This window comes from Bhargavaea sp. GQ12, assembly GCF_059758705.1.
The window spans coordinates 204,972-224,704 of sequence record NZ_JCAXEU010000004.1 but is presented as its reverse complement, the minus strand read 5'-3'; the positions used below and the strand labels follow the sequence as shown (position 1 = coordinate 224,704).

24 protein-coding genes are annotated in these 19,733 nt (G+C 57.7%); all 24 read left to right on the top strand.

Annotated features, from left to right (window positions below; translation table 11 throughout):
* Positions 1–12: 12 nt before the first annotated feature.
* Positions 13–846, top strand: coding sequence for a PRD domain-containing protein (locus AC6CHQ_RS05900; RefSeq protein ID WP_251238761.1), 834 nt, complete (start codon positions 13–15; stop codon positions 844–846).
* Positions 847–865: 19 nt separating this feature from the next.
* Complete coding sequence (gene nagE, locus AC6CHQ_RS05895; protein ID WP_498081125.1) at positions 866–2,317, top strand: N-acetylglucosamine-specific PTS transporter subunit IIBC; 1,452 nt, start codon at positions 866–868, stop codon at positions 2,315–2,317.
* A gap of 26 nt (positions 2,318–2,343) precedes the next feature.
* On the top strand, positions 2,344–2,616 hold the full coding sequence (locus tag AC6CHQ_RS05890) for an HPr family phosphocarrier protein (protein WP_498081124.1): 273 nt from the start codon (positions 2,344–2,346) through the stop codon (positions 2,614–2,616).
* Between the two features lie 102 nt (positions 2,617–2,718).
* The gene (locus AC6CHQ_RS05885; protein ID WP_424237514.1) at positions 2,719–2,844 is read left to right on the top strand and encodes a hypothetical protein; all 126 of its coding nucleotides are present in this window, start codon (positions 2,719–2,721) and stop codon (positions 2,842–2,844) included.
* Positions 2,845–2,877: 33 nt separating this feature from the next.
* Complete coding sequence (locus AC6CHQ_RS05880; RefSeq protein WP_498081123.1) at positions 2,878–3,249, top strand: PaaI family thioesterase; 372 nt, start codon at positions 2,878–2,880, stop codon at positions 3,247–3,249.
* Positions 3,250–3,275: 26 nt separating this feature from the next.
* A complete protein-coding gene (locus AC6CHQ_RS05875; protein WP_498081122.1) occupies positions 3,276–4,076 on the top strand; it encodes an alpha/beta fold hydrolase in 801 nt (266 codons plus the stop codon).
* A gap of 215 nt (positions 4,077–4,291) precedes the next feature.
* Positions 4,292–5,011: a GntR family transcriptional regulator gene (locus AC6CHQ_RS05870; RefSeq protein ID WP_251238756.1), complete on the top strand. Its 720-nt coding sequence runs from the start codon at positions 4,292–4,294 to the stop codon at positions 5,009–5,011.
* A gap of 28 nt (positions 5,012–5,039) precedes the next feature.
* Positions 5,040–5,594, top strand: coding sequence for a dihydrofolate reductase family protein (locus AC6CHQ_RS05865; RefSeq protein ID WP_498081121.1), 555 nt, complete (start codon positions 5,040–5,042; stop codon positions 5,592–5,594).
* A 147-nt stretch (positions 5,595–5,741) separates the two neighbouring features.
* Positions 5,742–6,164, top strand: coding sequence for a phosphonate C-P lyase system protein PhnG (gene phnG, locus AC6CHQ_RS05860; protein WP_251238754.1), 423 nt, complete (start codon positions 5,742–5,744; stop codon positions 6,162–6,164).
* A 13-nt stretch (positions 6,165–6,177) separates the two neighbouring features.
* Entirely contained in the window at positions 6,178–6,786 is a 609-nt protein-coding gene (phnH, locus tag AC6CHQ_RS05855) for a phosphonate C-P lyase system protein PhnH (protein ID WP_498081120.1), read from the top strand.
* A complete protein-coding gene (locus AC6CHQ_RS05850) occupies positions 6,774–7,883 on the top strand; it encodes a carbon-phosphorus lyase complex subunit PhnI (RefSeq protein ID WP_498081119.1) in 1,110 nt (369 codons plus the stop codon). Before phnH ends, AC6CHQ_RS05850 begins: the two co-directional genes overlap by 13 nt.
* Positions 7,873–8,739 carry an alpha-D-ribose 1-methylphosphonate 5-phosphate C-P-lyase PhnJ gene (locus AC6CHQ_RS05845; RefSeq protein ID WP_424237521.1) on the top strand — a complete coding sequence of 289 codons (867 nt, stop codon included), beginning with the start codon at positions 7,873–7,875 and terminating at the stop codon, positions 8,737–8,739. Before AC6CHQ_RS05850 ends, AC6CHQ_RS05845 begins: the two co-directional genes overlap by 11 nt.
* On the top strand, positions 8,726–9,574 hold the full coding sequence (locus tag AC6CHQ_RS05840; RefSeq protein ID WP_251238750.1) for an ATP-binding cassette domain-containing protein: 849 nt from the start codon (positions 8,726–8,728) through the stop codon (positions 9,572–9,574). The genes AC6CHQ_RS05845 and AC6CHQ_RS05840 overlap by 14 nt, the downstream gene beginning before the upstream one ends.
* Before the next feature lie 15 nt (positions 9,575–9,589).
* The gene (gene phnM / locus AC6CHQ_RS05835; RefSeq protein ID WP_498081118.1) at positions 9,590–10,771 is read left to right on the top strand and encodes a phosphonate metabolism protein PhnM; all 1,182 of its coding nucleotides are present in this window, start codon (positions 9,590–9,592) and stop codon (positions 10,769–10,771) included.
* Positions 10,772–10,786: 15 nt separating this feature from the next.
* Complete coding sequence (locus tag AC6CHQ_RS05830; protein WP_498081117.1) at positions 10,787–11,500, top strand: phosphonate C-P lyase system protein PhnL; 714 nt, start codon at positions 10,787–10,789, stop codon at positions 11,498–11,500.
* On the top strand, positions 11,497–12,318 hold the full coding sequence (locus tag AC6CHQ_RS05825; protein WP_498081116.1) for a PHP domain-containing protein: 822 nt from the start codon (positions 11,497–11,499) through the stop codon (positions 12,316–12,318). Before AC6CHQ_RS05830 ends, AC6CHQ_RS05825 begins: the two co-directional genes overlap by 4 nt.
* 123 nt (positions 12,319–12,441) lie before the next feature.
* The gene (locus AC6CHQ_RS05820; RefSeq protein WP_498081115.1) at positions 12,442–13,467 is read left to right on the top strand and encodes a PhnD/SsuA/transferrin family substrate-binding protein; all 1,026 of its coding nucleotides are present in this window, start codon (positions 12,442–12,444) and stop codon (positions 13,465–13,467) included.
* Between the two features lie 91 nt (positions 13,468–13,558).
* Positions 13,559–14,335, top strand: a complete 777-nt coding sequence (gene phnC, locus AC6CHQ_RS05815) for a phosphonate ABC transporter ATP-binding protein (protein ID WP_498081114.1) — start codon at positions 13,559–13,561, stop codon at positions 14,333–14,335.
* Between the two features lie 14 nt (positions 14,336–14,349).
* Positions 14,350–15,135, top strand: coding sequence for a PhnE/PtxC family ABC transporter permease (locus AC6CHQ_RS05810; RefSeq protein ID WP_498081113.1), 786 nt, complete (start codon positions 14,350–14,352; stop codon positions 15,133–15,135).
* Complete coding sequence (locus AC6CHQ_RS05805) at positions 15,136–15,987, top strand: ABC transporter permease subunit (RefSeq protein WP_498081112.1); 852 nt, start codon at positions 15,136–15,138, stop codon at positions 15,985–15,987.
* Positions 15,988–16,142: 155 nt separating this feature from the next.
* Entirely contained in the window at positions 16,143–16,646 is a 504-nt protein-coding gene (locus AC6CHQ_RS05800; RefSeq protein ID WP_498081140.1) for a methylated-DNA--[protein]-cysteine S-methyltransferase, read from the top strand.
* Positions 16,647–17,040: 394 nt separating this feature from the next.
* The gene (glnA, locus tag AC6CHQ_RS05795) at positions 17,041–18,375 is read left to right on the top strand and encodes a type I glutamate--ammonia ligase (RefSeq protein ID WP_498081111.1); all 1,335 of its coding nucleotides are present in this window, start codon (positions 17,041–17,043) and stop codon (positions 18,373–18,375) included.
* Positions 18,376–18,406: 31 nt separating this feature from the next.
* Entirely contained in the window at positions 18,407–18,706 is a 300-nt protein-coding gene (locus AC6CHQ_RS05790; RefSeq protein WP_498081110.1) for a rhodanese-like domain-containing protein, read from the top strand.
* A 259-nt stretch (positions 18,707–18,965) separates the two neighbouring features.
* Positions 18,966–19,691 carry an N-acetylmuramoyl-L-alanine amidase gene (locus tag AC6CHQ_RS05785; protein ID WP_092052740.1) on the top strand — a complete coding sequence of 242 codons (726 nt, stop codon included), beginning with the start codon at positions 18,966–18,968 and terminating at the stop codon, positions 19,689–19,691.
* Positions 19,692–19,733: the final 42 nt, after the last annotated feature.

Genomic DNA, 19,733 nt, shown 5'->3' with positions numbered 1-19,733 from the left:
AGGAGGAGTCCGATGAAAATCAGCAAAATCCTCAATAACAACGCGGTGATCGTACGTGACGGAGACAGGGAGAAGGTCGTGGTCGGAGCCGGAGTCGCCTTCGGCAAGAAGCGAAACGATCCCGTCCCGGCCGACAAGATCGAGAAGGTATTCGTCATGACGGAAAACGAGCAGCTCAGCCAACTGCTCGGCCGGATACCTGAAGAACATTTCACGGTGTCGGAAGCGATCATCTCGAGGGCGGAGAAAACGCTCGGAACCAAGCTGAACGAGCATATCCATCTTGTTTTGACCGACCACCTGTCGTTCGCCATCGAGCGGACAAAGGACGGCATCCACGTCAACAACAAGCTGCTCGGGGAGATCCGCCTCCTGTATCCGAAAGAGTACGGCATCGGGCTTTGGGGGATCGGCCATATCCGCGACACGCTCGGAGTGGAGATGCCGGTAGATGAGGCCGGATTTATCGCGCTTCACCTTCATACGATGAAGCCGCATGGCGGAGACCTGAACGACACGATCCGGCAGGCGACGATCGTCAGCGATATGCTGCGTTCGATCCGCTCCTGCCTGCGGACGAAGATCGAGGAAGACGACATTTCGTATCAGCGGCTCGTGACGCATCTCCAGCATTCCGTCGCCAACCTCGGCAGGTACGATGCCCACACGCTCGACAGCGACATGGCGGAACTGATCCGCACCCGCTACGCGGAGTCGTACCACTGCGCGAAAGTGATGGCGGCGGAAAGCATGCGTCTGCACGAGATCGATATACCGGAATCCGAGCTGGCATATATTGCACTACACATCGAACGGCTCAGGAATCCGGAAAATCAGGGGACATGACGAAAGGGGGAAATTAAAGATGAAAAAGTATTTGCAGAGGCTGGGGGGCTCCCTCATGCTTCCGGTCGCGGTCCTTCCGGCAGCGGCCATTCTGATGGGGATCGGCTACTGGATCGACCATGACGGCTGGGGTTCCGGCAACGTCTTCGCGGCGTTCCTAATCACGGCAGGGGACTCGATCCTGAAAAACATCCCGATCCTGTTTGCGGTGGGGGCCGCAATCGGGCTTTCCAGGGAAAAGGACGGGGCTGCGGCACTGAGCGGCCTGGTCGCCTACCTCGTGGTCACCTCGATGCTATCGACCGATTCGGTGGGACTCTTGACGCAAACAGACCCGGAAAACGTGGATATGGCATTTGGCCAGATTCAAAACGCATTTATTGGTATTCTTTCGGGGATCATCGCATCCATCATGTACAACCGCTTCAGTCAGGTGAAGCTGCCTGATTTCCTGGCGTTCTTCAGCGGCAAGCGGCTCGTGCCGATCATGTCTGCTGTTGCCATGCTTGTTGCATCGGCGGTCCTGTTCTTTGTCTGGCCGATCGTCTACGGCGGGCTTGTCGCATTCGGCCAGTCGATCCTGGACCTCGGGGCGGCGGGTGCCGGAATCTATGGATTCTTTAACCGTCTCCTGATCCCGACCGGACTGCACCACGCACTCAACGCAGTGTTCTGGTTTGACACGGTCGGCATCAACGACATCGGCAACTTCTGGAGCAGCACCGGCGAACAGGGCATCACAGGCCGCTACCAGGCCGGGTTCTTCCCGATCATGATGTTCGGATTGCCGGCGGCGGCACTTGCGATGTACCACACGGCCAAGACAAAACGCCGCAAGCAGGCGGCCTCGCTCATGCTGGCTGCCGGGTTCGCATCGTTCTTCACGGGCGTTACCGAGCCGCTTGAGTTCTCGTTCATGTTCCTCGCACCTGCACTGTACGTCGTGCACGCAGCGCTCACGGGGCTGTCACTCTTTATCGCGGCCTCGTTCCAGTGGACGGCAGGCTTCGGATTCAGTGCCGGACTGATCGACTTTGTGCTCAGCCTGCGCATCCCGATTGCCAACATGCCGCTTATGCTCCTTGTACAGGGTCTGTTCTTCGCGCTTATCTATTACTTCCTGTTCCGCTTCCTGATCCGGAAGTTTGATCTGAAAACACCTGGCCGGGAAGACGATGAGATCGTTGAGGAGGAAGCAGAAACAGCAACAGGCGACGACAAGTTCAAGTCGATGGCAGCTAAGATCTACGACGGCCTCGGCGGCAACGACAACATCCGCAGTGTCGACAACTGTGCGACTCGGCTGCGGGTCGAAGTGGCCGACATGGACAAAGTCGACCAGCAGAAAATCAAATCCACCGGCGTACCGGGCATCAATGTCGTCGGCAAGCACAACATACAAGTAATCGTCGGCACGAGCGTCCAGTTTGTCGCCGATGAAGTCAAGAAACTCAATAATAAGAACGGATAATACACGTACCAACGGAGGCGTTCCATATGCAAAAGTCATTTAAAATCACAGCACCCGAGGGGCTTCATGCCCGTCCCGCCACTCAGCTTGTTTCGGCGGTCAACTCGCTGGACGCTGACATTCAGCTGATCCACGGCAGCAAGTCGGCCAACCTGAAGTCCATCATGGGCGTCATGGCACAGGCCGTCCCGCACGGCGCGGTCGTCACGGTCACCGCGGAAGGCGCCGACGCCGAAAAGGCGATCGAGAAAGTGACGGAGGTATTCGTCTCCCAGTCGCTCGGTGAAGAAACGGAATAAGAGTGAAGCGCTGCGGCAGTTGCTGCGGCGCTTTTTCTATGGTCAGCTGAATTTCCGATCGTGTGATCATGACAGAATAATTTAAAGGTGGTTCATCGGGTTATGGAGAAGTGGATTAAAGCAGTCATCGCAGTTTCTTTGCTGATCTTGGCAATAAACAGCTTTTTTATCGTGGGTTATCTAAAGAACATCACAGAGCTGATCGCGGGATTACTGAATGTGGTCTGAGGGTCAGGAGCTCTTGAAACAGGGGGGGATATCATGTGGATCCAACAGCCGTTTGATGAATTTCTGGGTTATACATACAACCGCCTGTCAGAGGAGGAAGTCGAGGTCGGGCTTGAAGTGAAGGACCTGTACGTGAACAGTGCCGGTGTCATCCATGGGGGCATCATCTCATCGCTTGCCGACGTGGCGATGTCGAACCTGATCCCGGCCGATGAAAACGGCGTCCAGCAGATGGTCACTGTTGATTTGAATGTGTCCTTTCTTAGGGCGGCAAGGGGGCAGTCACTGCGAGCGGTGGCGCGGCTGGAAAAGGACGGTCGCACACTTGTCCATGCGGTTTGCAAGGTCTATGACGAACAGGAGCGCCCCGTCGCCTCGGCAAAGGGGGTTTTTTGCAGGATATAAGGGAAAAGAAGTCGTGAGGTGATGGCATGCCCACATTCAAAAACGGAGACGTCTCTCTTTATTATGAAGAGCAGGGAAGCGGGGAACCGCTGATCATGCTGCACGGTCTCACGATGAATCATCTCCACTTCACTGTGGATATGGCCAGGCTGCGCCGGCACTTTTGTGTGATCGCCCTGGATGCGCGCGGCCACGGGAAGTCGGACAAGCCGGACGGCTATACGATCGGCGACCATATTAGCGATGTGCTTGCGCTCATGGACCATCTTGGGCTCGAGAAAACCGATCTGCTCGGGGTGTCGATGGGCAGCTATATTGCGCAGGGGGTTGCAATCCGGGCACCGGAGCGGGTGGAGCGGCTGATCCTGGTGTCGACAAAATCTCACGGGACCACGTCTTCCTCGCAGGCGCTTTTCGAGCGCCATGCGGAAGAACTGGAAGGGCTGGACTTCCGGGAAAAAATGAATGCCGCGTCCAAGTACATGTTCCGGAATCTGCTGGAAGTGGCAGACATCATGCAGAATGACGATCTGAACGTGCGGCTTACCAGAGAGCAGCAAAAAGCGGCGAATGAAGCGCTGAACGGATTTGACTTCAGGCCGGAACTCGGCATGGTCCGGGCAAAGACGCTCGTGATCGCCGGAAGCCATGACGGGCTCAACCCGCCGGAGGCCGGCCGTGAGACGGCGGCACTTATACCGGATTCCGTCTTCATGGAATTCCGGGAGTCCGGCCATCTGCCGAACATCGAGGAGCCCCGGCTGTTTTACTCCGTCGTAAAGGAGTTTCTCGATGATGACGGGGGCAATCCACCTCGGGGTTGGTGACCGGCGGATGTGAGTTTGAAGAAAGCAGTCCTCAGTTTGAAGATTACACCTCTGAGTTTGAAGAATACAGTCCCGAGTTTGAAGATTACACCCGTTCCACCCGAGATAAAGACGTTTCGAAGCCCCTCCGGCTCCGGAACGTCTTTTTGCTGTCAGTTTCGGAATACCGGTTCGTTCAGGTATGATAATGAAAAACCGCACGAGGAGCGAGAAAGATGGAAATCGAGAAAGAGGCACTGATCATCGACGAACTGTTTGAACTGCTGGAAAGCGGAACAATCCGGCCTGGCGGGAAGCTCCCGTCCGAAAATACATTGGCCGACCAGTATCGGGTGCCCCGCTATACCGTCCGGAATGCGCTCAACCATCTGGAGGAGCGGGGCCTGATTGAATCCGTGCAGGGGAAGGGCCGCTTCCTCAAGCCGGGTCCGGCCAGGATTCGGATCCCGCTCAGCGGCAAGACAAGCTTTACGGAGAAGATGAAGGAACTCGGCCGTACGCTGGAAACCACGGTCGTATCCTGTGAACGGAGTGACAACGGAGAAGCGGCACGGATTCTTGCGGCCTCTCCAGGAGACCCGGTCTGGCGGATCGGAAGGCTGCGCGTGGTGGACGGGGAGCCGATTGCGATCCACTACTCCCATGTGCTCCAGTTCAGGTTTCCCGAAATCGGAGCGGACGGGCCGGGCATCCGGTCGATGTTCGCATACTACCGGGAGCACGGCTACGGGGACTTCAAGAGCGGCAAGACCCTCATGAGCGTCGTCTTCCCCTCATCCCGCGAGCAGGAACTGCTCCGCTGCAGCCGCCTTGTCCCTCTCCTCGCCCTTGAGAGCAGCTGCCTGGACGGGCGTTCCGGCGATATGCTGGAATACACGCGGATCCTGTACCGGAGCGATACCTTCAAATACGATATTTCCGACATACAGGAATAGTGGAGCGGAAAGAAAGGGGAGCAGTCTAATGTCCGAACACGGAACGAGAAGGGTCCTGTTGGATCTGGCAGTCTCACTCGACGGGTTTATCGAAGGGAAAAATGGCGAAACGGACTGGTGCATCATGGAGCCCGATATGAGTTTCGATGAATTCCTCGACGGGATCGATACGATCCTTTATGGAAGGAAGAGCTATGACATGTGGGGCCAGTACGTCCCGGAAGAAGGGGCCTCCGAAGAAGAGCACGGCTTCTGGGAACGGATTCACAGCAAGGAAAAGATCGTGTTCTCAAGAACAAGGAACGGCGATGATGCGGTTTACGTCCATGAGGACATCCCGGGCACGGTCGCAAAGCTGAAGGCACAGCCGGGCAGGGACATCTGGCTGTACGGCGGAGCGGGACTGATCACCACCTTTATCAACGCGGGGCTCGTGGACGAATTCAGATTGTCCGTCCATCCCGTCGTGCTTGGCGAAGGCAAGCCGCTGTTCACAGATATTAGAGAGCGGCTGAACCTGAAACTGGACGGGACACGCACATTCACATCAGGCGTGGTCCAGCTGATCTATCATCGGAATTGAATTGTAATGTTGGCAAAACGGACTTCCGGAAAACCGGAGGTCCGTTTTTTTGATTGGCATACATCTTTACATTTCTTAACACAGCCTTAACCCGCGCTAAGTTGTTGCCAAGTTAGGATGAAATCAGCAGAGGAGGGAGAACCCGAAATGAAGCGCAGACGCATGACTGAAATCCTGATCGAAGGGAACCCGGAGCTGGCGGACCGGCTCGCATCTGAAATCAGGCATCACTATCCCGTACGGGAACTGGTCGCCCCCCGACAGGGCCTGACGATGATCAAGATGAGGGAGACGGCCAAACAGTCTCTGTTTTACCTGGGCGAAGTACTCGTGACAGAAGCCAAGGTCGAGGTTGGCGACCACATTGGGGTCGGCATCGTCGCGGGTGTCCGGGAAAAGCTGGCCGGTGATCTGGCGGTAATCGACGCGGCTTGCCGGGCCGGGCTGTCCGAGACGGCCGGATGGACCGCAATGCTTGAGGCGGAAGAGATCAGGCTGGCGGACCGGAAACACAGGGAGCTGGCAGCACTGGAAAAGACAAAAGTCCAATTCGACACGATGGAAGAGTGAGGGGGAGATCGCAATGCAACTTGATTCAGTGCATGACATCCAGAAAGTTTACCGTGAACTACTGCAGTGCATGGCCAGACCCGGGAAGGTCGCAGACATCCGGGAATCGGCGGCGAAGGCCGATTTTGTCCGGGAGTGCCATCCGGCGACGTTCCTCTTGATCCAGACAGTACTGGACGCGGAAGTCACATTCCATGTGCTCGGGGACCGTTCTGACGTCATACGCCGGAAGATCGCGGATTATACGTTTGCCGGGCACACTTCTGCTGAAGAAGCGGACTATATCATTGCACCGGCAGGGACCGGAGAACCGGAACTGCTGGAGGCGATTCGCGGCTGTAAGTCAGGCACTCTTGAGAACCCGCACCAGTCGGCCACGTGGATCATCGAGACCGGGACACTGGGAGGCTCTTCAGATTGGAAGTTGTCCGGTCCCGGCATCCGGGATGAAGCGCACGCTCCAATTGCCCTCAGTGAAGCATTTGTCCGCACACGGAACATGAAAACACAGGAGTTCCCGACGGGCATCGACCTCATCTTCACGGACGGCGACGGGAGCATCTCCTGCATCCCGCGCACGACGGCCATCACGGCGAAGGAGGAATCGGCATGGGCTATGTAGCGGTCAAAGGCGGGACGGATGCGATTGAAGCTTCCATCGACCGTCTGAAATACGAACGACTCAAAGGCGGCGAGCAGGTAGAGGTATCCGCGATCCTGTCTTCGATGAGGCTGCTGATCGATCAGGTCATGTCGGAAGCGAGCCTCTACGCTCCGGAGCTTGCGGCTCTCGCCATCAAGCAGGCGGAGGGCAGCATGGAGGAAGCGGTATTTCTTCTTCGGGCGCACCGCTCGACGCTGCCGCGGCTGTATTACAGCGAGACGGTGGAACCGGAGCGAATGCGTGTGGAGCGCCGGATCTCGGCAAGCTTCAAGGACATCCCCGGCGGACAGCTGCTCGGAGCGACCCATGACTACACGCATCGCCTGATCGATTTTTCCCTCCTCGAAGAATCGGAAAAAGAACGAAAGCAGTGGCTGGAGCAATATGAAGCGGAACTGTCCGCGCTGGAAAAGGCGACCGGCGACGGCACATACCCGAAAGTGGTGGAGTACCTGAGGGAAGAGGGGCTGTTCGAGACGTTCGAACCGGACGACACCGAGCCGGATGACGTCACGAAGAATGTCTTCCAGTTCCCCGCATCGCGCAGCGAGCGCCTGCAGATCCTCACGCGCGGACAGACCGGTGCGATCACGGCGCTCGGCTATGCTTCGCTCAGGGGTTACGGCCAGGTTCACCCGACCGTCGGGGAAGTCCGAATGGGACAACTGCCCATCACGGTCCCGGCGCACGGGGGAGATGGGGAGGACGATTCGTATTACATCGGATCGGTCCGTGCGACCGAGGTCGAGTCGTTTGTTCCGATGCCTACAAAAGGACCGGACGGCAAGCAGGAGCTCCGGTTCGAGATCGGCTACGGCATCTGCTACGGGCAGAACGAGACGAAGGCGATCGCCATGAGCATCCTGGACCAGTGCCTGGAGCATCCGGAAAGCGACGCCCCGTCCCATGACGAGGAGTTTGTCCTGCTCCACGTGGACACGGTGGAATCGACCGGATTCATCTCGCACCTGAAGATGCCGCACTACGTCACATTCCAGTCCAAGCTGGACAGCGTGCGCAACACGAGGAAAGGAAGGGACGCACATGAAAGCTGAACCGCAATTCGCCTTCCTGGATGAAGGCTCGAAAAAAGAGATCCGCAGGGCGACGCTGAAGGCGGTCGCCATACCGGGCTACCAGGTGCCGTTTGCCTCACGCGAGATGCCGATGGCGCGCGGCTGGGGAACGGGGGGCCTTCAGCTCACCTGCTCTCTAGTCGGCAAAGACGATGTGCTGAAAGTGATCGACCAGGGAGCCGATGAATCGGTCAACGCCGTCAGCATCAAAAAGCTGATCCGTGCGACGACGGGCATCCCGGTGACCGAGCGGACGGAGGAAGCATCACTGATCCAGTCACGCCACCGGATCCCTGAGGTCCCACTCACTGAAGAGCAAATCCTCGTGCTGCAGGTGCCGATGCCCGAACCGCTCCGCAAATATGAGAAAAAAGAATCCATCACGAAACGCCTTCACGCCGAGAGCGAATACAGCGGCGCGTGGCTCATGCTGTTCGAGCAGATCATGAAATACGGGCGAACGACGACGGGCGCCGACCACCCGGTCCTCGTCAACGGCCGTTACGTCATGGCCCCGAGCCCGATTCCACGTTTTGATAATCCTAAGATGGACCATTCCGAAGCATTGATTCTGCTCGGAGCCGGCAGGGAGAAGAAAATTTACGCGGTTCCGCCGTATACCGAGATCCGCTCCCTTGCCTTTGAAGACCACCCATTCGAGGGAGAAGACTTTTCCGGGAAGTCCTGCCGATTCTGCGGTGCAACGGGTGTCTTCCTGGATGAACTCTACATCCAAGAAACCGGCATGACGGAGCATCAGTGCAACGACACGAGCCACTGTGCGGACCGGCTCGAGCGCCAGGAAGAAAAAGAGGTGCAGCATGCAACGATTTGAAGAACGCCCCCTCCTCAAAGTGGAAAACCTGACCAAACAGTTTGGCCCGGGATGCGGTGAATGCAGCCAGCCCGGAAGGCCGGGACTCATCAAGAACTACTGCCCGTCCTGCGGCACGGTCTATGCCTGCAGCGACGTCTCCCTCGATGTGTACCCGGGAGAGATCCTCGGCATCGTCGGAGAGAGCGGCAGCGGAAAGTCGACCCTCATGCAATGTCTGTATTTTGACCAGGACGTCACATCCGGCACGCTGACGATCGACGATCCGGAACTGGCCGGGGAGAATTTGTTCGACGTCTCCTCCCAGCGCAAGCGGTATATCCGCAACCACAAATACGGCATGGTCTACCAGAACCCGGTAAAGGGCCTCCGGATGGACTTTTCCTCCATCAGCAACATCGCGGAAAAGCAGATCGCCGCGGGCGGCCGGCATGTCGGGCAGATGCAGTCCGCCGGGGAACGGCTCCTGGACGTCGTCAGCATCCCGCTGTTCCGGATGAAGGAAGAGCCGCGGAACTTCTCGGGCGGCATGCAGCAGCGGGTCCAGATCGCCAAGGCCCTTTCGAACGATCCGCCGATCCTGTTCCTCGACGAAGTGACGACAGGCCTTGACCTGTCGGTTCAGGCGGCCGTCATCGACCTGATCAAGCAGATCCAGCGCGACCTCGGCATCTCGATGATTGTCGTGTCACACGACTTGGCGGTGATCCGGATGCTCGCCGACCGGACACTTGTCATGCTGAACGGCCGGGTGATCGAGTCCGGCCTGACCGACCAGATCCTTGAAGACCCCAATCACGCATATACCCAGCAGCTGGTTTACTCGCTGCTGTAGGGAGGACGAAACCACATGCACATTCTGCATAACGGAAAGATCATTCTGGAAGACCGGATTCTTGAGGGAATGGCAGTTCTTGTCGAGGGAGACCGCATCGCCGACATCGTCCCGGAAGAGGAAATCGCACATTGGCCGGATGCGGAGCTGTTTGATGCCAATGGCGGCTACATCACGCCGGGATTCGTCGACATCCATTCGGACTATATCGAGACAATCGCGTCTCCGCGCCCCACAAGCATGATGGACTTTAACATGGCCCTGCGGGAAGCGGAAAAAATCCTGATCAACCACGGGATCACAACGATGTTCCATTCGCTGTCCTTCTACAAGGAAGACCTGTTTGCCCATAAACCGATCCGGCAGCCGGAAAACGTCCAGCGTCTTGTGGATGCCATCAGTTCGCAGCGCGACGGGCTCCATCTGATCCGCCACCGTCTTCACGCCCGCTTTGAGGTCGACAACATCGATGAAGTGGACACACTGATCCAAAACATCCAGGACGGGAAGGTCCATCTCCTGTCGTTCATGGACCACACGCCGGGACAGGGCCAGTACCGGGACCTTGAGATGTACCGGAACACCATGAAGGGCTACCGGGACATCTCGGACGAGGACGTGGGCGTCCTGATCGCCGAGCGCACGAGCCGCGAGCAGATGACGATCGAGCGCATCCAGGAAGTCGCCGAAATCGCAATCGCCCAGGGCATCGCGGTCGCCTCCCACGACGACGATCATGAAAAGAAGCTCGAGCTTGTCCGTTCGTACGGCACGACGATCAGCGAGTTCCCGATCACCCTGGATGTCGCAAAAAAAGCGAATGAACTGGGAATGGCGACGATCGTCGGCGCGCCAAACGTCCTCATGGGCGGCTCGCATTCAGGCAATTTGTCGGCTGCGGAAGCGATCCAGGAAGGCTGCGCGGACATCCTGTGCAGCGACTACTATCCGGCTGCCCTCCTGCATTCGATCTTCAAGCTGCACGACGAGTGCGGCCTGCCGCTCCACGAAGGATTTGCAAAAGTGACGATCCGACCGGCACAGGCCGTCAACATGGAACAGGAAATCGGTTCGGTCTGCCCGGGGAAAAAAGCGGATCTGCTCATTATCGAGCGGATGGACGACGGTTACCCGATGCTGAGCGCGACGATGGTCAACGGCGTGGTCGTCACCCGGACGAATTACCGGAAAAGCTGAGAGGAGGGGGACAATTTGGTCATGCTTGAAGTGAAAGATTTCGGCAAGCGGTTCACGAGCCACCATTTGAATACCACGAGGAAGGCGGTTGAAGGCATCAGCTTCAGCCTGGAGCAGGGCGGTTTCATCGGCATCGTCGGCAAGAGCGGAAGCGGCAAGTCAACGATCCTGAAAAGCATCTACCGGACTTATCTGCCCGATGAGGGGGAGATCTGGTTCGACTCTGAGCGGTTCGGCAGGATCGACCTGATGAAGGCGGAGGAGCGTCAGATCATCTGGCTGAGAAAGCATGAGATCGGCTACGTCTCGCAGTTCCTGAACGTTATGCCGCGTACAACGGCGAGGGAACTCGTCGAGCAGGCGCTCCTCGGGATGGGTGAATCGCCCGAGGCGGCTGCCATCAAGGCCGAACAGTCGCTCCGCCATTTCGATCTGGATGAGCGGCTGTGGGACACCTTCCCGAACACGTTCTCTGGCGGTGAGAAGCTTCGCCTGAACATCGCGATTGCGACGGTAAAAAAGCCGCGCCTTCTGCTGCTTGATGAACCGACCGCAAGCCTGGATTACCAATCCAAGCTGAAAGTCCGTGAAGTGATCGAGAAGCTCAAGGCGGACGGCACGACGCTCGTCGGCATCTTCCACGACCTTGAGTTCATGGAGGGGCTGTGCGACTGCGTGTATGACATGAATGAGAAGGCCCTTCGCGGAATGCCGGAGGTGCAGCGATGAAGGCGGATCTTCATGTCCACAGCCGGTATTCCGACGGGGCCGATTCGGTCCGGGAAGTGCTGCAGTGCGCAGCGGAAGCCGGAATCACCCACCTCAGTTTTGTCGACCACGACACGACGGATGGCCTGGAAGAGGCGCTTGCTTTAGGTGAAGAGTACGGGGTGACCGTCATCCCGGGTATCGAAATCTCAGCCTATGATTTTAAACGAAAGCGCAAAGTCCATATGCTGGGCTACAACTACGGAAGTGATGCCCGCCATCTCCGCGCCCTCTGTCGGCCGCTCCTGGAGCGGCGTCACCGGCACACACTGGAGCAGGCCGAGAAAATCCGGGAGACCGGCCTCCGGCTTGACGAGGAGCAGGTGCTCGCCATGGTTCCGGAAGGCGGCATCGTCTACAAGCAGCACCTGATGGACCTGCTGACGGCCCAGCCTTTTGAATCTGCAGACTACCAGCAGCTGTACCGCGCCCTGTTCAAGGACGGAGGGCCCGCCTCGGGGGACATCCGGTACATCGACGTGTTCGATGCCGTGCGTGCCATCAAAGCAGACGGCGGCTTCGCGGTCATCGCCCATCCCGGACAGCTTGATTCCTACGGGCTGATCCCGGAACTTGCAGCTGCAGGGCTCGACGGCATCGAACGCCATCACCCGGACCACACGCCGGAAGATTACGAACGTGTGGACCGGCTTGCAGCCGAATTCAGCCTGTTCACGACAGGCGGTTCTGATTTCCACGGGCGGTATGGCACTCCTGTCGAGCTTGGTGAATTCACCAGCCCTGACAACCCGCTGTTAATGTCGTGTAAACATTCTTAAAACAGTCTAAAGAAGCGCGCCAACCCATAGCCCCGCGGCCCGCTTCCGTGCTTCAATGAAGCTGAACCATACAGGATCTGCAGAATGGAAAAAGCCAAAACATCTGGAAAAGGGGATTGAATGATGAAAAAACGTTTCGGGCTGCTGCTTGCCGCTGCAGCGACTGCCGCACTTTTGGGAGCTTGTTCAGAAGGCGATGCAGAAAGCAATGATCAGGGAGATGACGTTGTCGACATCGTCTGGTATCCGAACGAATCCGGGAACGACCTGAAAGGCGCGCGCGATGCCATCGGTGCAGCGGTCGGGGAAGCCACCGGCAAAGAAGTCAAACACCACCTGACAACGGACTACGCCATCGCCATCGAAACGATCGTCAACAACAATGCCGAACTCGCCTTCATGGGCGCGCAGGGCTATATCGAGGCCAAAGAAGGCAACGATGCCATCGAACCGCTGGCCGTTCCGACAGGCCCGTCCGGCACGCTGGATGATGCCAAGTACCACTCCTGGATCGCGGTCGAGAAGGAAAACGCGGACGAATATAAGGACGGCGACGGATTCACGATCGACCCGATCGAAGGAAAGTCCTTCTCCTTCGTTTCCAACAGCTCGACTTCGGGCTTTGTCGTTCCATCCTCATCGATCCTGAACCACTTCTCCGACAAAGGGCTGAGCGAGGAAGACCTGATGGAGAGCGGTCCGTTCTTTGAACAGGTCCAGTTCGGCGGCTCCCACCAGGGTTCGGCTGTGAACCTGCTCAAAGGAACGGTTGATGCAGCAGCATTCTGCGATACTTGTGTGGATAACTACGTAGAAGTGGCCGAAGGAGAGGAAAACACGCCGGGTTCGGTCTACCGGGTCAAGGATGATGCAGCCGAGCCATTCCACACCGTGCCGGGTGAAGAATTCGTCCTCGTCAGCGTGACGCCTGTCCTGAACGCACCGTTTGTCGCCAACACGGATGTGCTGAGCGAAGAGGACTTCACTAAGATCCGTGACGCCTTCACCTCTGATGAAATGGCTGAAAACGAGGGAGTCTTCGTACCGGAAGACTCGGGAGAATCCGGCCTCTTCAAGAAATCGGACGGCGAACGTTTCGTGGAAGTGGAAGACAGCTGGTTCGACCCGATCCGCGAACTTTCCAACTAAGTTGATTGGTTCCCGGCCCGCGGGCACGGCTTTTTACCGGCCGGCGGGTCATTTTGCCAAGGCTATCTTAATAAGCAAAGGAGTTTTTTCAGTGGCATTACTGGTAGTGAACGGTCTGATGAAGTCATACCAGCCGGGCAATCCGATTCTGAAGGATGTCTCATTCTCCGTGGAAGCAGGGGAGTTTGTCGCGGTGATCGGCCCTTCGGGGGCGGGGAAATCCACGATGCTGCGCTGCCTGAACCGGATGGTCGACATCGGGGAGGGGCAGGTGTTCTTTGACGGCAAGGATGTCGGCGCGCAAAACAAAAAAGGCCTTCGGGACGTCCGCAAACACATCGGCATGGTTTTCCAGCATTATAACCTCGTCCCAAGGCTGACCGTCATCGAAAATGTCCTGCACGGTCGATTCGGATACAAGTCGACCCTGCAGGGGGTCCTCGGACGGTTCACGGAAGCGGAAAAGCGGAAGGCGTTTGAGCTTCTGGAAAAGCTCGGCATCGCCGAACACGCCTATAAGCGGTGCGACCAGCTGAGCGGCGGCCAGCAGCAGCGCGTCGGCATCTGCCGGGCGCTGATCCAGGATCCGAAAATCATCCTCTGCGATGAGCCGATCGCCTCGCTCGACCCGAACTCGTCCAAGGTGATCATGGACCATTTGAAGACGATCTCCATCGAGTTCGGCATCACGTGCATCGTCAACCTCCACCAAGTGGACGTGGCGAAGGACTATGCCAACCGGATCATCGGACTGAAAAAAGGCGAAGTCGTCTTTGACGGACCGAGCCCGCTGCTCACAGAGCGTTTCACCGATGAAATCTACGGCATGAAAACTGTCGTGGAGACCCGCGAACTGATCACTGTCTGAGGAGTCTGCCGCACATGAATGAAACCGTACTGAAAAAACGAAAATTCCAGATGACGCTGCTTTTTCTCGGAGTCATCGTCCTCACGTATCTGTCCGCATGGATCACCGACTACGGCTTCATCACCAGCCTTGAGGCGGTTCCCGGAGCGATGGCGTGGATGGCCTCCAACCTGCTTGTTAACGGGGAGGCGCTCGGCAAGCTGCCGGATATCATGGATAAGCTGATCGAGACCGTCTTTATGTCGATCGCCGCCACAACAATCGCCGCTGCACTGTCGCTGTTCCTTGCAATAATGGGTTCGAAGACGACGATGGTGAACCGGGCGTTCGGGAACTTCTCCCGCTTTGTCGCCTCGCTGTCGCGGAACATCCCGGTCGTGGCCTGGTCACTGATCCTTCTTCTTTCCTTTGGACAAAACTCTGTGACCGGATTCCTCGCACTGTTCGTCGGCACGGTCGGTTTCCTGACCCGGGCCTTTATCGAGACGATCGACGAAGCGGCACTTGGATCCGTCGAGGCGCTCCGGGCGACAGGCGCGACCTACTGGCAGATCGTCAGCAAGGCCGTCGTACCGCAGGGGCTCCCGCAGATGGTCAGCTGGGTGCTGTTCATGATCGAAACGAACATCCGCAGCGCGACACTTGTCGGTATCCTGACGGGCACGGGAATCGGCTACATGTTCGACATGTACTACAAGACGATGAACTACGAGGTGGTCGCGCTGATCACGATCACGATCGTACTGGCGGTCATCCTGATCGAGCTCCTCTCGACTAGAATCCGGAAGGTGATCCTGTAAATGCAGCAGATAACCCAACAACCGTCCGTCATCCGGCGCACACGGGCGGGCAAGATCAATATCCGCTCGGGCAACCGGGTCAGCCTGGTCCTGCGATCGACGCTCTGGGCATTGGGCGCACTGACGGTCCTCGCCTTCTTCTTCTTTGACTACACCGGCTTCCGGCCGCTTCAGGCGATCCCGGAAACCCTCTATAACCTGAAAGCGATGTTCCTTGAACCGAAACTCAGTCACTTCGGCTGGGGCGAGGCGGCTAGGCAGGTCGCGATCACGCTCGGACTCGGGGCGCTGGCCACAGTGTTCGGCGCAGTATTCGCCTTTTTCCTCGCGCTCGGCGCTGCGGAGAACCTGAGTGTTCCGTGGCTGTCCAAATCGATCCGTGTCGTCGTCGCGTTTGTCCGAGCGGTGCCGACAGTCCTGTGGGTCCTGATCTTCGCCATTGCGGCAGGGCTCGGCAGCGAGGCGGCCGTCCTCGGGATGCTGTTCCACTCGGTCGCCTATCTCGTGAAGGCCTTTTCGGAGGCGTTCGAGGAAGTCGATCCGAAGATCCTGGAGGCACTTCGCTCCACGGGTGCCGGGTGGTGGCAGACCGTCGTCCACGGCGTCGTGCCGTCCACATTCACCTATCTCCTGTCCTGGACCTTCCTCCGCTTCGAGATCAACTTCTCAGTGGCCGTCGCGATGGGCGCGGCCGCCGGAGCGGGCGGCATCGGATTCGAGCTCTTCATGGCTTCGGGCTTCTACTTCGACCTGCGTGAAGTCGGCATGATCACGTATATGATCCTGGCCATCGCCATCGTGCTCGAAGTGTTCTCAACACGCCTCAAGAGCCGGGTGTACTCGGCTGACTAAGCAGTACCCTCCCCTCTGTTATGAGGGGATTTTCATTTGGGTCACACGGGCAATTTCCGACAACCTTCGATTCATTTCCCGGGAAATATGTCGAGGGATCCCGAAAGTCATTGAGGTATAATGAAGGGACCTACAATAAAAGGGGAGGACGAATGATGGAAACGATCCGCTGGTCACAGCTCCAACAGGGGGACTGGGACCTCATCATCGCAGCGACGGACAAGGGACTCTGCTGGATCGGCTCAGAAGGGCGCGGTTTTGATGAGCTGGAACAATGGGCTGCCGCGCGTCGTCCAGGAGCTGAACTGGTCCGTGACGACGGGGCGCTTGACCTGTACAGGACACAGCTGGAGGAGTATTTTGACGGCAGCCGGACAGAGTTTGACATGCCGGTCGACCTCGGCGGCACCCCGTTCCAGCAGAAGGTCTGGCAGGCGCTCCGGGAAATCCCGTGCGGCAAAACCGTGACATATTCCGATATTGCGGAGCGCATCGGACGCCCGACCGCCGTCCGTGCTGTCGCCGCCGCCATCGGAGCCAACCCGGTGCTCATGCTCGTTCCGTGCCACCGGGTGATCGGCAAGAACGGCAAACTGACCGGTTTCCGAGGCGGCCTGTCGATGAAAAAACGGCTGCTTGCACTGGAAACGGGGGAGTAAGCGGGAAAAGCAGCGAAAGACCAGGAAAATCGGCTGAGAGTCCAGGCGGAGATCACGAAAGACCAGGCGATTCCCATGAGAGTCCAAGCAGAGACAACGAAAGACCTGAAACATTCATCAGTCGACGCTTGTCCGGACTCTTTCCCTGTGCTATTCTGATTGCCCGCTCCCTTTTTCATCCGCAGGAAGAATTAGGTAAATAAAACGCTTCCAATTTCATCCTTTTCCCATTTATGGGGAAGGGATTTTGTTTTACCTATTAGTTGGAAAAGAAAATCTCATTTCTTCAATAAAATTCCTGAAAATGTTCTTGCGTATGCCCTACTGCGACAGTATGATAAAAAAATGTGATGGCCGGGCGCCGTTGCAATACTGTAAAAGGAGAGTGGCTGAAATGGGTAAGTATACACGCGATGACATCTGGAAGTTTGTTGAGGTAGACAATGTGAATTTCATCCGCCTTCAATTCACCGACGTGCTCGGCACGATCAAAAACGTGGAGATCCCAGTCAGCCAGCTCGACAAGGCGCTCGACAACAAGATGATGTTCGACGGCTCTTCGATCGAAGGCTTTGTGAGGATCGAGGAATCCGATATGTATCTGTTTCCTGACCTCGACACGTGGATGGTATTCCCGTGGACAACAGGCAAGGGCAAGGTCGCGCGGCTGATCTGCGACATCTCCAAGGCGGACGGCACGCCGTTCGAGGGGGATCCGCGGAATAACCTGAAGCGCGTCCTGAAAGAGATGGAAGAAATGGGCTTCACCCACTTCAACCTCGGGCCGGAGCCGGAATTTTTCCTGTTCAAGCTCGACCATAATCTGCAACCGACGCTAGAGCTCAATGACAACGGCGGCTACTTCGACCTCGCGCCGACCGACCTCGGCGAGAACTGCCGCCGGGACATCGTGCTCGAGCTGGAAGAGATGGGCTTCGAGATCGAGGCGTCCCACCACGAAGTGGCACCGGGCCAGCATGAAATTGACTTCAAGTATGCGGACGCACTTGCCGCATGTGACAATATCCAGACATTCAAGCTCGTCGTCAAGACGATCGCGCGCAAGCACGGCCTGCATGCGACATTCATGCCGAAGCCGCTGTTCGGTGTCGCGGGATCCGGCATGCACTGCAACATCTCCCTTTTCAAGGGAGAAGAGAACGCGTTCTTCGACGAAGAAGGCCAGATGAAGCTGAGCGAAACCGCCTATAAATTCATGGCAGGCGTTCTCGAACACGTCCGCAGCTTCACGGCGGTCACGAATCCGACCGTCAACTCGTACAAGCGGCTCGTGCCGGGCTATGAGGCTCCGAGCTACGTGGCATGGAGCGCGCAGAACCGCAGCCCGCTCGTCCGTATCCCGGCTTCGCGCGGCCTGTCGACCCGGATCGAAGTCCGCTCCGTCGACCCGTCGGCAAACCCGTACTTGGCGCTGGCAGTTATCCTGAAGGCCGGTCTCGACGGCATCAAGCGGGACCTCGACGTCCCGGCCCCGGTCAACCGGAACCTGTATGAGATGACACCGGATGAGCTGGAGGAGGCCGGCATCGGCACGCTGCCGACCGACCTCGACCACGCGCTCAACGCCCTCCAGGACGACGAGACCATCATCGCCGCGCTCGGCAGCCATATCTACAACAACTACATGGCCGCCAAACGCATGGAGTGGGAACAATACCGCATGACCGTCCACCCTTGGGAGCGCGAGCAGTACATGAAGATGTACTGATACGTTACAATAAACCCCAGGAGGGATTGCCATGAACGAAATTTCAACGAAAGACCTGGAAGCCCGCCTCGACGCAGGCGAACAGCCGAACATGATCGACGTCCGCGAAGACGAGGAAGTCGCGGCCGGCATGATCCCGGGCGCGATCCACATCCCGCTCCAGGAAATTCCCGAGCGGCTCGGGGAACTGGATGCGGACAAGGAATACATCATCATCTGCCGCTCCGGCAACCGCAGCTCGATGGCCTGCAATTTCCTTGACGGCAACGGCTACAACGTAACGAATATGACCGGCGGCATGCTGGCGTGGGAAGGCGAAGTCATCGCCTGACCGACGGAACCGGCGCACCTTTAGGGTGTGCCGGTTATTTGTTAGGGACGGAAACCCGAGAGGGCCGGGGGTTGGTGATATTTCCCGGATCGGTGATGATATTTCCCGGGACATTGATGATCTTTCACCACCCCTTATTGATCTTTCGCCCGCAACCTCCCCGGCCAGCCCGAAAAGAACCCGTACCGCCCGTCTTCCGTCCAAGCATAGCCGGTCCAGCTCGGGCGTATGATGATGAAAAAGGCGGTGACCGTTACGCATGGGGAAGTTGAAGAGGCGGGTTGTGGTTCTTGCATTTATCCTGATCGCGTCCGCGGCGTTCCTGGCATATGAGACGTTCGCGTCGGACCGCGACTTTTTCCTGCCGGAGCCGATGGGCGGGGTGAAGGTCGTGATCGATCCGGGACACGGCGGACCGGACGGGGGCGCGTCTTCGGGAGATATCATCGAAGGCGATATTAACCTCGCAATTGCGAAGGAATTGGAAAAGCAGCTGAAGAAAAAGGGCGCGACTGTCATCATGACACGAACGAAAAGCGGGGATGCGCTCGCGGAGCGGGAGCCGGGGAAGGATTTCCCTTCGATCCGTGCCCGGAAGATGGCGGATCTGAAGCTTCGGGAACAGATTGCGATCGATGAGGAGCCTGATATGTTCCTGAGCATCCACGGAAACGCCGTGCCGGAGGAAAAGTGGCGCGGGGCGCAGGTGTTTTACCACCATGAAGGGCATCCGAAAAGTGAGCTTCTGGCAAAGGCGGTGCAGGGGTCGATCGTCGAGAACGTGAAGAACACGGAGCGGGAGGCGCTCGCCGTCCGTCAGGTGTACCTGCTGAAGAAAGTGCCGACACCGGCAGTGCTGATCGAGACCGGTTTCCTGAGCAATCCGGAGGAGCGCGGCCTGCTGACGGACGCGGGCTACCAGAAGAAAATGGCCTCCGCGATCGCGGACGGCGTATCGGATTATCTGTCGCAGGACGTCCAGTGAGCCGTCTGCTCGATTCGGCATTTCCCTATGGTATACTGTAGG

Excerpts from the sequence above, each read along its gene's own strand:
- AC6CHQ_RS05900 (WP_251238761.1), top strand. The coding sequence starts at position 13 with ATGAAAATCAGCAAAATCCTCAATAACAACGCGGTGATCGTACGTGAC.
- nagE (WP_498081125.1), top strand. The coding sequence starts at position 866 with ATGAAAAAGTATTTGCAGAGGCTGGGGGGCTCCCTCATGCTTCCGGTC.
- AC6CHQ_RS05890 (WP_498081124.1), top strand. The coding sequence starts at position 2,344 with ATGCAAAAGTCATTTAAAATCACAGCACCCGAGGGGCTTCATGCCCGT.
- AC6CHQ_RS05885 (WP_424237514.1), top strand. The coding sequence starts at position 2,719 with ATGGAGAAGTGGATTAAAGCAGTCATCGCAGTTTCTTTGCTGATCTTG.
- AC6CHQ_RS05880 (WP_498081123.1), top strand. The coding sequence starts at position 2,878 with ATGTGGATCCAACAGCCGTTTGATGAATTTCTGGGTTATACATACAAC.
- AC6CHQ_RS05875 (WP_498081122.1), top strand. The coding sequence starts at position 3,276 with ATGCCCACATTCAAAAACGGAGACGTCTCTCTTTATTATGAAGAGCAG.
- AC6CHQ_RS05870 (WP_251238756.1), top strand. The coding sequence starts at position 4,292 with ATGGAAATCGAGAAAGAGGCACTGATCATCGACGAACTGTTTGAACTG.
- AC6CHQ_RS05865 (WP_498081121.1), top strand. The coding sequence starts at position 5,040 with ATGTCCGAACACGGAACGAGAAGGGTCCTGTTGGATCTGGCAGTCTCA.
- phnG (WP_251238754.1), top strand. The coding sequence starts at position 5,742 with ATGAAGCGCAGACGCATGACTGAAATCCTGATCGAAGGGAACCCGGAG.
- phnH (WP_498081120.1), top strand. The coding sequence starts at position 6,178 with ATGCAACTTGATTCAGTGCATGACATCCAGAAAGTTTACCGTGAACTA.
- AC6CHQ_RS05850 (WP_498081119.1), top strand. The coding sequence starts at position 6,774 with ATGGGCTATGTAGCGGTCAAAGGCGGGACGGATGCGATTGAAGCTTCC.
- AC6CHQ_RS05845 (WP_424237521.1), top strand. The coding sequence starts at position 7,873 with ATGAAAGCTGAACCGCAATTCGCCTTCCTGGATGAAGGCTCGAAAAAA.
- AC6CHQ_RS05840 (WP_251238750.1), top strand. The coding sequence starts at position 8,726 with ATGCAACGATTTGAAGAACGCCCCCTCCTCAAAGTGGAAAACCTGACC.
- phnM (WP_498081118.1), top strand. The coding sequence starts at position 9,590 with ATGCACATTCTGCATAACGGAAAGATCATTCTGGAAGACCGGATTCTT.
- AC6CHQ_RS05825 (WP_498081116.1), top strand. The coding sequence starts at position 11,497 with ATGAAGGCGGATCTTCATGTCCACAGCCGGTATTCCGACGGGGCCGAT.
- AC6CHQ_RS05820 (WP_498081115.1), top strand. The coding sequence starts at position 12,442 with ATGAAAAAACGTTTCGGGCTGCTGCTTGCCGCTGCAGCGACTGCCGCA.
- AC6CHQ_RS05810 (WP_498081113.1), top strand. The coding sequence starts at position 14,350 with ATGAATGAAACCGTACTGAAAAAACGAAAATTCCAGATGACGCTGCTT.
- AC6CHQ_RS05805 (WP_498081112.1), top strand. The coding sequence starts at position 15,136 with ATGCAGCAGATAACCCAACAACCGTCCGTCATCCGGCGCACACGGGCG.
- AC6CHQ_RS05800 (WP_498081140.1), top strand. The coding sequence starts at position 16,143 with ATGGAAACGATCCGCTGGTCACAGCTCCAACAGGGGGACTGGGACCTC.
- glnA (WP_498081111.1), top strand. The coding sequence starts at position 17,041 with ATGGGTAAGTATACACGCGATGACATCTGGAAGTTTGTTGAGGTAGAC.
- AC6CHQ_RS05790 (WP_498081110.1), top strand. The coding sequence starts at position 18,407 with ATGAACGAAATTTCAACGAAAGACCTGGAAGCCCGCCTCGACGCAGGC.
- AC6CHQ_RS05785 (WP_092052740.1), top strand. The coding sequence starts at position 18,966 with ATGGGGAAGTTGAAGAGGCGGGTTGTGGTTCTTGCATTTATCCTGATC.